General features: G+C 70.1%; 9 protein-coding genes. 6 read left to right on the forward strand and 3 right to left on the reverse strand.

Annotated features, from left to right (window positions below; all coding sequences use genetic code 11):
- Positions 1-304 precede the first annotated feature (304 nt).
- Positions 305-1,822, forward strand: coding sequence for a malonate--CoA ligase (locus tag ACRDNQ_RS15180; protein WP_431829533.1), 1,518 nt, complete (start codon positions 305-307; stop codon positions 1,820-1,822).
- A 27-nt stretch (positions 1,823-1,849) separates the two neighbouring features.
- On the opposite strand, the gene ACRDNQ_RS15185 is transcribed toward ACRDNQ_RS15180, so the two are convergent.
- A complete protein-coding gene (locus ACRDNQ_RS15185; RefSeq protein WP_431829534.1) occupies positions 1,850-4,360 on the reverse strand; it encodes a cation:proton antiporter in 2,511 nt (836 codons plus the stop codon).
- 674 nt (positions 4,361-5,034) lie between these two features.
- On the opposite strand from ACRDNQ_RS15185, the gene ACRDNQ_RS15190 reads away from it, so the two are divergent.
- The 5 genes from ACRDNQ_RS15190 to ACRDNQ_RS15210 all read left to right on the forward strand — a co-directional run bounded on the left by ACRDNQ_RS15190 (position 5,035) and on the right by ACRDNQ_RS15210 (position 12,036).
- Positions 5,035-6,246, forward strand: a complete 1,212-nt coding sequence (locus tag ACRDNQ_RS15190; RefSeq protein ID WP_431829535.1) for an ABC transporter substrate-binding protein — start codon at positions 5,035-5,037, stop codon at positions 6,244-6,246.
- A gap of 135 nt (positions 6,247-6,381) precedes the next feature.
- Complete coding sequence (locus ACRDNQ_RS15195) at positions 6,382-8,049, forward strand: ABC transporter permease (protein WP_431829804.1); 1,668 nt, start codon at positions 6,382-6,384, stop codon at positions 8,047-8,049.
- On the forward strand, positions 8,042-8,686 hold the full coding sequence (locus ACRDNQ_RS15200; protein WP_431829536.1) for an ATP-binding cassette domain-containing protein: 645 nt from the start codon (positions 8,042-8,044) through the stop codon (positions 8,684-8,686). The genes ACRDNQ_RS15195 and ACRDNQ_RS15200 overlap by 8 nt, the downstream gene beginning before the upstream one ends.
- A gap of 167 nt (positions 8,687-8,853) precedes the next feature.
- Positions 8,854-9,429 carry a hypothetical protein gene (locus ACRDNQ_RS15205; RefSeq protein ID WP_431829537.1) on the forward strand — a complete coding sequence of 192 codons (576 nt, stop codon included), beginning with the start codon at positions 8,854-8,856 and terminating at the stop codon, positions 9,427-9,429.
- A 30-nt stretch (positions 9,430-9,459) separates the two neighbouring features.
- Entirely contained in the window at positions 9,460-12,036 is a 2,577-nt protein-coding gene (locus ACRDNQ_RS15210) for a methyl-accepting chemotaxis protein (protein WP_431829538.1), read from the forward strand.
- A gap of 58 nt (positions 12,037-12,094) precedes the next feature.
- Here the strand turns inward: ACRDNQ_RS15210 and ACRDNQ_RS15215 are convergent, their stop codons facing one another.
- Complete coding sequence (locus ACRDNQ_RS15215; RefSeq protein ID WP_431829539.1) at positions 12,095-13,381, reverse strand: urate hydroxylase PuuD; 1,287 nt, start codon at positions 13,379-13,381, stop codon at positions 12,095-12,097.
- Positions 13,381-13,737, reverse strand: a complete 357-nt coding sequence (gene uraH / locus ACRDNQ_RS15220; protein ID WP_431829540.1) for a hydroxyisourate hydrolase — start codon at positions 13,735-13,737, stop codon at positions 13,381-13,383. The genes ACRDNQ_RS15215 and uraH overlap by 1 nt, the downstream gene beginning before the upstream one ends.
- Positions 13,738-13,751 lie beyond the last annotated feature (14 nt).

The following is a 13,751-nucleotide window of genomic DNA, read 5'->3' on the forward strand; positions in this document are numbered from 1 at the left end:
GTCATTGTCAGACTTTAACGCAGTCGCCGCGCTGACCGTTAGGACAAAGACCCCTCGTTTTCCGCCATTCGCGCGGGGATGGGGCAGCCAGACCCACGGGTGTCCGCCCCGGGTTTCGATCCTGCCGGTTTGGGGATTGCACCGCGCGGATGATGCGATGCGCCAATCCCCCGCAACTCGCGGCGGACGAGCCACCGGTGCGCCACACGGCGCCGCAGCGCATGGACCGGCCGCGCCCGGTGTGCCGCCCTGCCCCGAAGCAGCGTGGACTTCAGGGGCGGGATGCGGCACATCTCGGGCCATCATGACGAACCCGCTTTTCGAGACTCTCTTCGCCCCCCACGCGGGCAGCGCGCGGCCATTCCTGACCCTCGCGGACGGGCGCGGCGTGACCTACGCCGCGTTCCTGACGCAGGCCGGCCGCGCCGCCCGCGCGCTGACCGACCTTGGCCTTGTCCCGGGCGACCGTGTCGCGGCACAGGTCGGGAAATCGCCCGAGGCGCTGGTGCTTTACGCCGCCTGCGTTCAGGCGGGCCTCGTCTTCCTCCCGCTGAACACCGCCTATACGCCGGCCGAACTGGACTATTTCATCGGCAACAGCGGGGCCGCGCTGGTCGTGACCGACAGTCGCGCCCGTTCGGCACTCGCGCCCGTCGTCCAGCGCCTTGGCGCACGGATCGAGACGCTTGACGCCGACGGCACGGGCAGCCTGCCGGCGCTGTGGGAAGCGGCAGAGGCGGACGTCGCGCCTGCCGCGCGCGGGCCCGACGACCTTGCCGCGCTGCTTTACACCTCGGGGACGACGGGGCGCTCGAAGGGCGCGATGCTGACGCAGGCCAACCTTCTGTCGAACGCGCAGACGCTGGCGCGCGAATGGCAGTTCACCGACCGCGACGTGCTGCTGCACGCGTTGCCGATCTTTCACACGCACGGGCTCTTCGTGGCCACCAACGTGGTGCTCGCCACCGGCGGCGCGATGATCTTCCTGCCGCGCTTCGACCTTGACGCGGTGGTCGCCGCCCTGCCCCGCGCGACGGCGATGATGGGCGTGCCCACCTTCTATACCCGGCTGCTGGACGATGCGCGCCTGACGCGGGACCTGGTGGCGCACATGCGGCTGTTCGTGTCGGGCTCGGCGCCGCTTCTGAAGGAGACGCACCGCCAGTTCGCCGCCCGGACCGGCCACGCGATCCTCGAACGCTACGGCATGACCGAGACGAACATGAACACATCGAACCCCTACGCGGGCGCGCGGCGGCCGGGCACGGTGGGCAAGCCCCTGCCGGGGGTCGAGTTGCGCGTCTGCGCGCCCGGCACCGCAAACGAGGTCGCGCCGGGCGAGATCGGCATGATCGAGGTGCGCGGCCCCAATGTCTTCAAGGGCTACTGGCAGATGCCCGACAAGACCGCCGAGGACCTGCGCCCGGACGGCTGGTTCATCACCGGCGACCTGGGTCAAATCGACGAGGACGGCTATGTCCATATCGTCGGACGCGGCAAGGACCTGATCATCTCGGGCGGGCTGAACATCTATCCCAAGGAGGTCGAGCTTCTGCTCGACGCCCAGCCCGGCGTGGCCGAAAGCGCCGTGATCGGCGTGCCGCATCCCGACTTCGGCGAGGCGGTGCTTGCCGTTCTGGTGCCAGAGGTTGGGCGCGCGCCGGACATTCCGGCGATCGAGGCCGTGGTGGGCAAAAGCCTTGCCCGGTTCAAGCACCCGCGCCGCTACATCCTGGTCGACGCGCTGCCGCGCAACACGATGGGCAAGGTCCAGAAGGCCGAGATGCGCAAGACCTACGCCGATCTCTTCGCGATGGTCTGACGCCTGCGGACCGCGCCAACGCGCGCCTCAGGCGACGGCCGAAGACTCGAGCAGCGCCTCTGGCGGGATGCCGCGCTTGGCCGCGCTTTCGCGCACCGCCTCGCGCAGGTTCGGGCTGCGCGCCAGAAGCCGGCGGAAGCGCGTCTCGTCCAGTACCAGAAGCGTCGAGGGCGCGATCGCACGCACCTCGGTCCGGCGCGGCCGGCGCATCAGGATCGCAAGCTGTCCGAACATCTCGCCCCGGCCCAGAAGCGTGGCCTGGCCCGCGGTCTCGGCCTCGACCGCGCCCGAGGCGATGAAGAACACGCTGCGCGCGGGTTCGTCGCGGCGCAAGATCACCTCGCCCTCGTCGGCATAGCGCGTGCGCAGCGCCCGGCTCAGACGCCTCAGCGAGCGGTCGTCGAGATCGGCGAAAACCGGCACCTGCTGCACCAGTTCGGCGCGGCGCATCGCGAGGTCAAGCTTCGGGCGCGCCTCGGCGGCGGCGCGAAGCTCGGCGATGTCCTCCATCAGCGCGCTGTGCAGTTCATCCCCGATCAGGCCGTCCTCGTGCATCGCCGCGTATTCGCGTTCCTCAAGCCGCAGCGCCGTGCGCCGGATGAAGCGGCGCTCCAGTTCCTCGGCATAGCCGGGATACTGCAGCCGCAGTCCTTCCAGCGCCGTGTCGACGGCGTCGCGCCGCCTCTCCAGAAGTTCCTGCAGAAGCTCCGCCACCCGGCGGCCGTGGATGCGCCGGATGCGGCCGTCGATGAACCCGTCAAGATCGCGCAGGATCAACCGCTGCGCCAGCAGCGTCTCGAACCGGTCCGCGGTCATCCGCGCCAGCGGCGGGGAGATCCCGACCCGGTCGTGCAGCCGGACCGCGGCCCGGAACCCGCGCCCGTAGCCCACGCTGCGCCGGGCGGCGCGCTGATACCCCGTGCGGCCCCCGGCCCGCGTCGCCTCGATCAGCTGGTCGGCGTTCGACAGCAGCTTTTCGGACAGGCGCGAGGCGATCGTGCGCTCGCGCATCCGGGCAAGGATGGTGTCGCGCTCGGCGCCGGCCAGCGCGATCAGCCCCAGCGTGATCCGGTCGCGGTCGAGGATTTCGGCGTTCTCCTCGGCGGCCTTGACCGCTTCATCCAGCCTTTCGCCAAAGCGCTTGGCCTCGGACCGCACGATCTCACGGGTCAGTTCGTAGGTCTCGGTGGTCCGTGCCACGTCCTCGCGCACGGTCTGAAGCGCAACCGCGATGACCTGGTTCGACAGCGCCTGGTCGATGGGCGACAGCGTGTCGAGGCCAAGCCGCCGGATCACCCAGCGCAGCGTCGTGCCCTGCCCGATCAGCGTGAACAGGGTGAACCCGGTGGCAAGGATCGCGACCAGGCGCTTGATCTCGACCGGGATGGCCTGGCTTTCGGTGACGGCAAGCGCCAGCGCCAGCGTCACCGCCCCGCGCAGACCGCCCCACAGGATCGCCACGCGGTAGGGCCGTTCGACCACCGGCGACAGGCGCAGCGCGCTCAGCAGCGGCAAGAGCCCGAACAGGATCACCACCCGCGCCGCGATGGCGGCCAGCGTCACGACGGCGATCAGAAGCACGTCGCCCAGCCGCGTGCCTTCAAGAATGCGCGGCACCAGAAGCGCGGCGAGGATGAAGATGAAGGCCCCGGCCCAGTGCGCCAGCAGGTCCCAGACATAGCGCAACTCGCCCCAGGCCTGGGGCGGCAGGCGCGCCGGACCGGTCAGGTTCAGCGTCAGGCCGGCCGCCACCACCGCGATCACGCCCGAGGCGCCGACGATCTGCTCGGCCCCGATATAGGCAAGGTAGGGAAGCGCCACCGAGACCGAGATCTGCGCCAGCTGGAAGCGCTCGAAGATCGCCATGACCCAGACCGCGACGCGCGCTGCGACCCAGCCCGTCAGCGCCCCTCCGGCCATCACCAGCGGGAACCTCGCCAACGCGTCGCCCAGCCGCGGATCCGGCACGCCCAGCATCACGAAGCCCATGAACAGGCCGAAAAGCGCGATCGCGGCGGCGTCGTTCAGCAGGCTTTCCCCTTCGATGATGCGCGCCAGCCGCTGCGGCGCCGAGATCGAGCGGAAGATGCTGACCACCGCCGAGGGATCGGTCGTCGAGACGATCGCCCCGATCAGCAGGCAGGCCATCAGCGGCAGCGCGCTGGCCCAGTAAAGCGCATAGCCCACCGACACCGTCGCCACGACGACCGCGACCACGGCCAGAACAAGGATCGGCACCCAGTCGTCCAGCATCCGGCGCAGATTCATGCCCAGCGTCGCCTGGAAAAGCAGCGTCGGCAGAAGGACATAAAGAAAGACGTTCGACCGGATCGGCAGGCCGAGGATCGCCTCGGCGACCGGATTGAGCGCATCGGTCAGCTCGGTGCGCAGGAAGAACGCCGACCCCGCCCCGATCAGGATGCCGAGCGCGGCAAGGATCACGCTGAACGGCAGCCTGAGCCGTGCCGCAAAGGGCTCGGCCGCGCCGATCACGAAGAACAGCGCCGCGACGATCGCCGTGAGAAGAATGATATCCATCGCAGGCAAGAATAAGCGCATAACCGTTTGCGGGAAATGACTTCTCCACCCGAGGGCGATGTTTCGTCGCGCCCGCGGGGCGGCACAGCCCCGCAGGCCTTTTCCCGTGTCGGAAGTCCGACAGATGACGATGACAGACGCCCCTTGCGGCAGGCACAGGCGGATCGCGGATGACCGAAAACCAGCAACGCAGGACGACCCGGACGGGCGGAACCCCGGCCGGGGTCTTGGCCGTCTTCCTCAGGCTCGGGTTGACCTCGTTCGGCGGCCCGATGGCGCATCCGGGCTGATTGCGCGTCGAGGTCGCCCCCACCGACGCTGGCTGACCGACGCGGCCCTTGCCGATCTCTCGGCGGGGGCGGTGGCGCTTGCGGCGATCTTCCAGCCGGGCTTTCTGATCCTTGTCGGCGGCCTTCCCTTCCGGGACCGCCTGCGGCGCGAGGTGCGGGCGCATTCGGCGGTCCGGCCGATTTCGCCCCGGCGCTGTCCTGTGTCGTGATCCTCGTCGTCTGGACCGAGCCGCCCTGGGCGGTCGTGGGGATCGGCGCGGCGGGGGGCGTGGCCCTGCCGCGCTGCCGCTCTGGACCCGGGGCGACGCAAACGCATAATTTACTTCCCTCTCCGGCGCCGACCGCTAGCTTGCGCCGGACCTGACGCAGACCGACGAGAGACCGATGTTCCGCCGCCTGACCACGACGCTGTCCGCCCTTCTTTTGGCGTCCGCCGCCACCGCGCAGTCGCCCGACCCCGCCGACTGGGACGCGGTCCTGGCCGAAGCGCGGGACCAGACGGTCTATTGGCACGCCTGGGGCGGATCGACGCTGACCAACGACTTCATCGCCTGGGCCGGCGGCGAAGTTGCCGACCGTTTCGGCGTCACGGTCAAGCAGGTGAAGCTTTCCGACACGGCCGAGGCCGTCAGCCGCGTGATCGCCGAGAAGGCCGCCGGCAAGGACGAGGGCGGCGCGGTCGACCTCATCTGGATCAACGGCAAGAACTTCGCCGCGATGAAGGAACAGGACCTGCTTTTCGGCCCCTGGGCCGAGGCGCTTCCGAACTGGGCCCTTGTCGACCCCGTCGCGAACCCCGCGGTGGCCTATGACTTCACCGTTCCGACCGTGGGCTTCGAGGCGCCCTGGGGCATGGCGCAGATCGTCTTCTTCCACGACACCTCCCGCCTGCCCGAGCCGCCCCGGTCGATGGCGGCCCTGCTGGACTGGGCGGCCGCCAACCCTGGCCGCTTCGCCTTCCCCCAGCCACCCGACTTCCTGGGTTCGACCTTCCTCAAGCAGGCGCTTTACGAACTGACGCCCGATCCGGCGATCCTGCAGGCGCCGGTGGATCAGGCGGATTACGACGCCGCGACCGCCCCCTTCTGGGCCTTTCTCGAGGCGCTGACCCCGAACCTCTGGCGCGGCGGCGCGGCCTATCCGCAAAGCGGGCCGCGGCTGATCCAGCTGATGGCCGATGGCGAGATCGACCTGGCGCTCAGCTTCAACCCGAACGAGGCGTCGAACGCGATCGCGAATTCCGAGCTTCCGGAGACGGTGCGGACCTATGTCCTTGACGCCGGCACGATCGGCAACGCCAGCTTCGTCGCGATCCCCTACAACGCCACCGCCAAGGCCGGCGCGATGGTGCTGGCGAATTTCCTGATGTCGCCCGAGGCACAGGCGCGGATGCAGGACCCGTCCGTCTGGGGCGTGGGCACGGTGCTGTCGATGGACCGCCTGCCTCCCGAGGACCGCGCGCGCTTCGACGCGCTGTCGCTGGGCGTCGCGACGCTGCCGCCGGACGCGCTTGGCCAGCCCCTGCCCGAGCCGCACCCAAGCTGGATGGTCCGGCTCGAAGGCGACTGGATCGCCCGCTTCGGCGTCAGCGAATGACCAGGGCCGAAGACCGGCCGCGCTGCACGACGGCGACCGCGTGAGAGGGATCGCATGACCCAGGCGGGCTCTGCGACGCTTGTTGCCCCGCAAGCGCGCCGGCGCCTGTCGGGGCGCCTCCTGCCCTGGGCGCCGATGCTGACGATCGCGCTGATGCTCGGGCCGGTGGCGGCAGGCGTTCTGGGCACGCTGGCCCCGGCCCTGGGCTGGATGCCCGCCCTTGGGGGCACGCGCCTTGGGCTTGGCGCCGTGGCCGAGCTTTTCGCCTGGCCCGGTCTGCCGCGCGCGGTGGGACTGAGCCTTGGGGTGGGTCTTGTCTCGACCCTGGTGTCGCTTGCGATCGTCACGTTGATCGTGGCGGGGTGGCAGGGCACGCGCGCCTTCGCCCTGATCGAGCGCGCCTTGTCGCCCCTTCTGTCGGTGCCCCATGCCGCCGCCGCCTTCGGCCTGGCCTTCCTGATCGCGCCGTCGGGGTGGATCGCGCGGGCGGTCTCGCCCTGGGCGACCGGGTGGGACCAGCCCCCCGACCTTCTCATCGTGCAGGACCCATGGGGCATGGCGCTTGTGATGGGGCTTGTCGCCAAGGAAGTGCCGTTCCTTCTGCTCATGACGCTGGCCGCCCTGGCGCAGGCCCGTCCCGGCCGCAGCCGGCTGGTGGCCGGCGCGCTGGGCTATCGGCCTGTCACCGGCTGGCTCAAGACCGTCTTTCCGCAGGTCTATCGCCAGATCCGCCTGCCGGTCTTCGCGGTTCTCGCCTTTTCGATGACGACCGTCGATGTCGCGATCATCCTTGGCCCGAACACCCCGCCGCCCTTGTCGGTGCAGGTGGTGCGCTGGATGAACGATCCCGACCTCGCGCTGCGCTTCCGCGCCGCGGCGGGCGCGATGCTGCAACTTGCCCTGGTGATCGGCGCGCTGGCGCTCTGGAGGCTGGCCGAGATCGCCCTTGCCCGGCTGGGCTGCCGATGGATCGAACGCGGCGGACGCGGCCATCGGGCGGTCGAGGGCGGCCTGAGGGCCGTCTCGCTTGGCCTGGGCGTCGCCTCGGCGCTTGCAGTCTTTGCGGGGTTGGCGGGACTGGCCATCTGGTCGGTGGCGGGGCTTTGGCCCTTTCCTGACGCGCTGCCCTCGGACGTCACCTTGCGCGGCTGGCACCGCCACGGCCCCGGCCTTGGCGCGCCGCTGGCCGAGACGCTGATCCTTGGCGCCGCCGTCACGCTAATCGCGCTTGTGCTGACCATCGCCTGCCTAGAGGCCGAGCATCGCCACGGCCTGCGCCCGGCCACCCGGGCGCTTTGGCTTCTTTACCTGCCGCTCATCGTGCCGCAGGTGGCCTTCCTCATGGGATTTCAGACGCTGGCGCTGAGCGCCGGTGTGGACGGCGGCCGCGCGGCCGTGATCCTGGCCCACCTGGTCTTCGTGCTTCCCTATGTCTTCCTGTCGCTGGCCGATCCGTGGCGGGCCTGGGACAGCCGGCAGGACACCGTCGCGCGGGCGCTTGGCGCGGGTGCAGACCGCGTGCTCTGGGCCGTCCGGCTGCCGATGCTGCTGCGCCCGGTGCTGACCGCGGCCGCGGTGGGCTTTGCCGTATCGGTCGGGCAGTACCTGCCCACGCTTCTTGTGGGCGCCGGGCGCGTTCAGACCCTGACGACCGAGGCGGTGGCCCTTGCCGCGGGCGGGGACCGCCGCCTGATCGGCATCCATGCCCTGGCACAGACCGGGGCGGCGCTGGCCCCCTTCCTTCTGGCGATCCTTCTGCCACGGATCCTGTGGCGCAACCGGCAGGGGGTTCAGGGTGGCTGAGAACACCGACCTTGGGCTGCGTCTGGAAGGCGTCACCATCGCGCTGGACGGGCGGCGGCTTCTGGGCATCGACACGCGCATCGCCCCGGGCGAGGTGCTGACCGTCATGGGACCCTCGGGGTCGGGCAAGTCGACGCTTCTTGCCGCGATCACCGGGACGCTGCCACCGGCCTTCGCCATGACGGGGCGGGTGCGCCTTGACGGCGAGGACGTGACCGATCGTCCGACCGAGGCGCGGCGGATCGGCATCCTGTTCCAGGACGAATTGCTCTTCCCTCACCTCTCGGTCGGCGGGAACCTCGCCTTCGGGCTTTCGCCGCAGGTCAAGGGGCGCGCGGCGCGGCGCGCGCGGATCGACGCGGCGCTGTCGGACATCGGGCTTGAAGGTTTCGCCGGGCGTGATCCGGCCACCCTTTCGGGGGGGCAGCGGGCGCGGGTGGCGCTGATGCGGATGCTTCTGTCCGACCCGCGCGCGCTGCTGCTGGACGAAGCCTTCTCGAAGCTCGACGCCGAGCTGCGCGGCCAGATCCGCGATCTGGTCTTCGGCATCGCACGCGCGCGGCGTCTGCCGGTTCTTCAGGTGACCCACGACGCCGCCGACGCCGCCGCCGGGGGCGGTCCGATCGTCGCGCTCTAGCGGCAGTTCGGGGAAATCGCCGTTTTTCATCATTTTCCGGCGCGGCATTAAACCGGCCGAAAGAGGTGTGTCTTTAGCTGCTGACCCGACCGCCCGGGCCAGATGGCCGGTCCGGGCCGTGACCTCTCCGGCAGGCCCCTGCCTTCTTCGACGCAAAGGACACAGCCATGAAGCCCTTGATCCCTGCCGCCGCGCTTGTTCTCGTGCTGGCAGGCAGCGCGCGCGCCGCCGACGACTTCGCCCCTGCCATGCAGCGATACCTCGACGCCGAGATCCGGGCCTGGGCGCAGGATCCGCGCATCATCGACGCGGTCCGCGCGCAGAACCTGCGCCATGCGGGCCTGACCCCTGCCGAGATCGACAGTCTTGACCAAAGCTGGCGCGCCGAGGTGGGCAGCGGATCGACGCCGACCCTCACCCCGGTTCTCGGCAATACCGCGTCGGACTTCCTTCGCGCGCGGGTCGAGGCCGCGGGCGGAACGATCACCGAAGTCTTCGTGATGGACGCCCACGGGCTGAACGTGGCGGCCAGCGAACCGACGTCCGACTACTGGCAGGGCGACGAGGCGAAGTTCACCGAAACCTTCGGCAAGGGCCCCGGCGCCGTTCACTTCGGCGAGGTCGCATTCGACGAATCGAGCCAGCGCTACCAGGCCCAGGTCTCGATCGCGCTGGTCGATCCCGTCACCCAAACCGTCGTCGGCGCGATGACCATCGGCCTTGATGCCGAGTCGCTGTTCTGAGGCCGGCGCCGCCTCTGCAAGGAGTTTCCCATGCACGATCCTGCACGGCGCGGACGCGGTCCGCTCGTCTTCTCGGTCTTCCTGCGCTGCGCCGCGATCGTGGCGGTCATGACGGCGATCGTCGCGACGGCGCTGTCGTTCAAGACCTCGATCACCGCGCGAACCGCGGCGGTCGACGGTGTGCGCGAGCTTGCCGCGGGCATCACGCCCTTCGCGGCCACGCAGATCGGCGGCGCGGTCCGCTTTTCCAAGCCCGAGGATGCCGTCAAGGTCCTCGGACGCCTCATCGAACAGGCCGACGGCATCGCCACCGGGGCGATCGTGCTTGACGCGGGCGGGACGCTGTTCGCCCAAGCCGGCCGGCCGGCAGACGACGGCGACCCAGTGCTCGACCTTGGGCGTGCCGCGCTTGGCGGGGCGACACAATGGGCGGATGACGGCCGCATCGCGCTGGCCGTGCCGGTGATCCAGGGCGCGGGCGGCGACATCGTTGGCGCGCTCGTCACCGTCTGGACGCCCGAACCGGCCCTGGCGCGGATCGCCGCGGCCAACCGCCAGGGCTATCTGATCGCCGCGGGACTGTTCCTGGGGCTTCTCGGGGTGGCCGCCGTCGCGCTGCGAACGGGCGTCTCGCAGCCGCTTCGGCAGGTCGGCGCCGCCATGTCGGCGGTCGCCTCCGGGGACTACGACCGTGCCATCCCGGCGCAGGACCGGCGCGACGAAATCGGCGAAATCGCGGGCCAGCTTGACCAACTGCGCCGCCAGCTGGCGAAGGCCCGCGCCGCCACCGAAGACTCGGTCTTCAAGGGCGGGGGGTTCGAAGGCAGTTCGGCAGCGCTCCTTCTCGCCGACGCGACCGGCACCATCCGCTTCGCCAACACCGCCTTCCATCGCCTCGCCCGCGAGGCGCTTCAAGCGGATCCAGCGGGCGATCCGTCCGGCGAGACCGCGATCGCGGGGCGTCCCCTTTCAGGCCTTGCCGCGGAACTTGCCGGGCTCGACCGACGCCTTGCGTCGGGCGCCGGCTTCCCCTGGCAGCTCGAGATCCTGCGTGGCGAGCGGCGGATCAGCCTTGTGGTGAACCCGATCCACGACGGCACGGGCGCGCGGGCGGGGGCGGTCGTCGAATGGGACGACGTGACCGAACGCCGGATGAACGGCGCGGCGGTGGCGGCGCTGCATGCCAATCAGGCCGTCGCCGAGCTGACGACCGATGGGCGGATCGTCGCCGCGAACGCGAACTTCGCCACCCTGATTGGCCGGACGCCTGAGCAATTGACAGAGGCGCGACTGTCGGACCTGACCCCCGGCAACGGGGCCGACAGCGACTTGTCCGCCGCCGTCGGCGCGGGCCAGACCCTGGTCGGACGCTTCACCGTCCGGCGGCACGACGGCGGCGAGTCGGTGATCGACGGCAGCTGCCTGCCGGTCCTTGACGGCGAAGGCCGGGCCTTCCGCATGCTTCTCATCGGCAACGACGTCACCGCGTCCGAACAAGCCATCGCCGCAGCCGAAGCGCACCGCCTGCGGCTTGCGGCCGAGCAACGCGAGGTCGTCGACGCCCTGCGCGCGGCCCTGGCCCGGCTGTCCGAAGGCGATCTTGGGGTGACGATCGACACCCCCTTCTCGGCCGATTACGACCAGCTTCGCCACGATTTCAACCGCGCGGCCGGCACGCTTGAAACGGCCATCCAGGCGGTGGCGGACCACGCGCGGTCGATCCTTGGGGAAGCGGCCGAAATCACCTCGGCGGCCGACGACCTGTCGCGGCGGACAGAACACCAGGCCGCGACCCTGGAACAGACGGCGGCGGCAGTCGCGCAACTGACCGCCTCGGTCGGATCGGCGGCCGATGGCGCACGCAAGGCTGACGAAGTCGTCGCCGACGCGCGGCGCCGGGCCGAGGATTCAGGCGGGGTCGTGGAGCAGGCGGTCACGGCCATGGGCGAGATCGAGGCCTCGTCCGCGCGGATCTCGAAGATCATCGGGGTGATCGACGACATCGCCTTCCAGACCAATCTTCTCGCGCTCAACGCGGGCGTCGAGGCCGCGCGCGCGGGCGATGCCGGGCGGGGATTCGCGGTCGTCGCCTCGGAGGTGCGGGCGCTGGCGCAGCGCTCTTCGGACGCAGCGCGCGAGATCAACGAACTGATTTCGGCCTCGGGTCAGAATGTCGGGCGCGGCGTGGCGCTTGTCGGCGATGCCGGGGCGGCGCTGAAGCGGATCGTGGCCTCGGTCGGCGACATTTCGGCCCATGTCTCGACCATCGCGGCCTCGGCGCAGGAGCAATCCGCAGGCCTGGGCCAGATCAACGCGGCCATGAGCCAGCTTGACCAGGTCACGCAGCAGAACGCGGCGATGTTCGAGGAAACCACCGCGGCCAGCCATGCGCTGGCCCGCGAAGCCGAGACGCTGACGGCGACCACCGCACGCTTCCGCACCTCGGCGCGCTCGGGGGACGCGCCGGCCGCCGTCCAGTCGTCGCGCCGCCCACCCGCCCCGGCGACCGCCGCTGCCGGCGCACGGCCCCTGCTGCGCGGGGCAACCGCCCCCGCGCTTGCGACGGCCGCCCCCGCGACGGCCGACGATGATTGGGAGGATTTCTGATCCGCAGGCCCCCGCGCGGGGCGCGACTGCCCCCGCGGCCTGGTCCCGGGCGGGCGGCCTAGCCCCCTGCCCCGGCACCTGAGCCTGACCCTGACATCGCACCGGTCACGCCCCCCATCCCGGCCCCGGCCCCTGCCCGATACCAGCGCACAAGCGCCGCGCGTTCCTCGTCGGTGATCAAGGACAGGTTGCCGGGCGGCATCGCATGGGTGATGCCGGCCTGAAGATAGATCTCGCGCGCGTGGCGGGCGATGTCGGGCGCGGTGTCGAGCAGGACGCCTTTCGGCGCCACCGACAGCCCGTCCCAGAAGACCTCGCGTCCGTGGCACATCGAACAGCGGCCCAGCACGATCTCCTGCGCCTCGTCAAAGCCCTCGGCCGCGGCGAAGCGCTCCTCGACCCGGCTCATCGGCCGCGCCTCGGCATCTTCGTGGCTTTGCCACATCGGCGCGGTCGAGAGCCACATGATGACCAGAAACAGGATCGCCGTCGCCGCCCAGGTCCACCATGGCCGGCCCTTGCGCGCATGCATCGAGTTGAAGAAATGCCGGATCGTCACGCCCATGAGGAAGACGAGGCTTGCGATCACCCAGTTCCACTGGCTCGCGAAGGCGAGCGGATAGTGGTTCGACAGCATCAGGAAGATGACCGGCAGCGTCAGGTAGTTGTTGTGGGTCGAGCGCAGCTTGGCGATCTTGCCGTATTTCGGGTCGGGCGCCCGGCCGGCCTTGAGGTCGGCCACCACGATCTTCTGGTTCGGGATGATGATGAAGAAGACGTTGGCCGACATGATCGTCGCGGTGAAGGCGCCCAGATGCAGAAGCGCCGCGCGCCCGGTAAAGACCTGGGCATAGCCCCAGGCCATCGCCACCAGAACGCCGAAGAGCAGCAGCATCAGCACCGTCGGCCGGTCGCCCAGCGGCGACTTGCAGAGCAGATCGTAGATCACCCAGCCCACGGCAAGCGAGGCGGCCGACAGCGCGATCGCCTGCCAGGGCAGCAGCTCGGCCTTCGTCGGGTCGATCAGGAACAGCTCGGCCCCCGCCCAATAAACGATCGCCAGAAGTGCGGCCCCCGACAGCCAGGTCGCGTAACTTTCCCACTTGAACCAGGTCAGATGGTCGGGCAACGCCTCGGGCGCCACGAGGTACTTCTGAATGTGGTAGAAGCCGCCGCCATGGACCTGCCATTCCTCGCCATCGGCCGGGCCGGGGATGTCGCGGTTCAGGCCCAGGTCGAGCGCGATGAAATAGAACGACGACCCGATCCAGGCGATGGCGGTGATCACGTGCAGCCAGCGCACCGCGAAGGCCAGCCATTCCCAGAAGATCGCGAGGTCGGCCATCAGCTGCCCCGGTAGGTCGAGTAGCCGAAGGGCGACAGCAGAAGCGGCACGTGGTAATGGGTGTCTTCGGCCATGCCGAAGCGGATCGGCACCTCGTCGAGAAAGAGCACCCCGTCCCCCGCCTGCCCAGAGGCACGCAGATAGTCGCCCGCATGGAACACCAGTTCGTAGGTCCCGGGCCGGAACGTCCCCTTCGGCAGGATCGGCGCGTCGGTGCGCCCGTCGGCGTTGGTCACCGCCTCGGCGATCTTGCGGTGGCTCATGCCAGAGATGCGGTAAAGGGTGATCTTCACGCCCTGGGCCGGTATGCCGCGCGCGGTATCGAGCACATGCGTCGTCAGGAAGCCTTCCGCCATCGGCGCGCGCCCCG

The sequence above is a fragment of the Saliniferula longa genome, from assembly GCF_050789285.1.
GTDB lineage: Bacteria > Pseudomonadota > Alphaproteobacteria > Rhodobacterales > Rhodobacteraceae > CAVPWP01.

Excerpts from the sequence above, each read along its gene's own strand:
- ACRDNQ_RS15205 (WP_431829537.1), top strand. The coding sequence starts at position 8,854 with ATGAAGCCCTTGATCCCTGCCGCCGCGCTTGTTCTCGTGCTGGCAGGC.
- ACRDNQ_RS15210 (WP_431829538.1), top strand. The coding sequence starts at position 9,460 with ATGCACGATCCTGCACGGCGCGGACGCGGTCCGCTCGTCTTCTCGGTC.
- ACRDNQ_RS15190 (WP_431829535.1), top strand. The coding sequence starts at position 5,035 with ATGTTCCGCCGCCTGACCACGACGCTGTCCGCCCTTCTTTTGGCGTCC.
- ACRDNQ_RS15185 (WP_431829534.1), bottom strand. The coding sequence starts at position 4,360 with ATGGATATCATTCTTCTCACGGCGATCGTCGCGGCGCTGTTCTTCGTG.
- ACRDNQ_RS15195 (WP_431829804.1), top strand. The coding sequence starts at position 6,382 with ATGCTGACGATCGCGCTGATGCTCGGGCCGGTGGCGGCAGGCGTTCTG.
- uraH (WP_431829540.1), bottom strand. The coding sequence starts at position 13,737 with ATGGCGGAAGGCTTCCTGACGACGCATGTGCTCGATACCGCGCGCGGC.
- ACRDNQ_RS15215 (WP_431829539.1), bottom strand. The coding sequence starts at position 13,381 with ATGGCCGACCTCGCGATCTTCTGGGAATGGCTGGCCTTCGCGGTGCGC.
- ACRDNQ_RS15180 (WP_431829533.1), top strand. The coding sequence starts at position 305 with ATGACGAACCCGCTTTTCGAGACTCTCTTCGCCCCCCACGCGGGCAGC.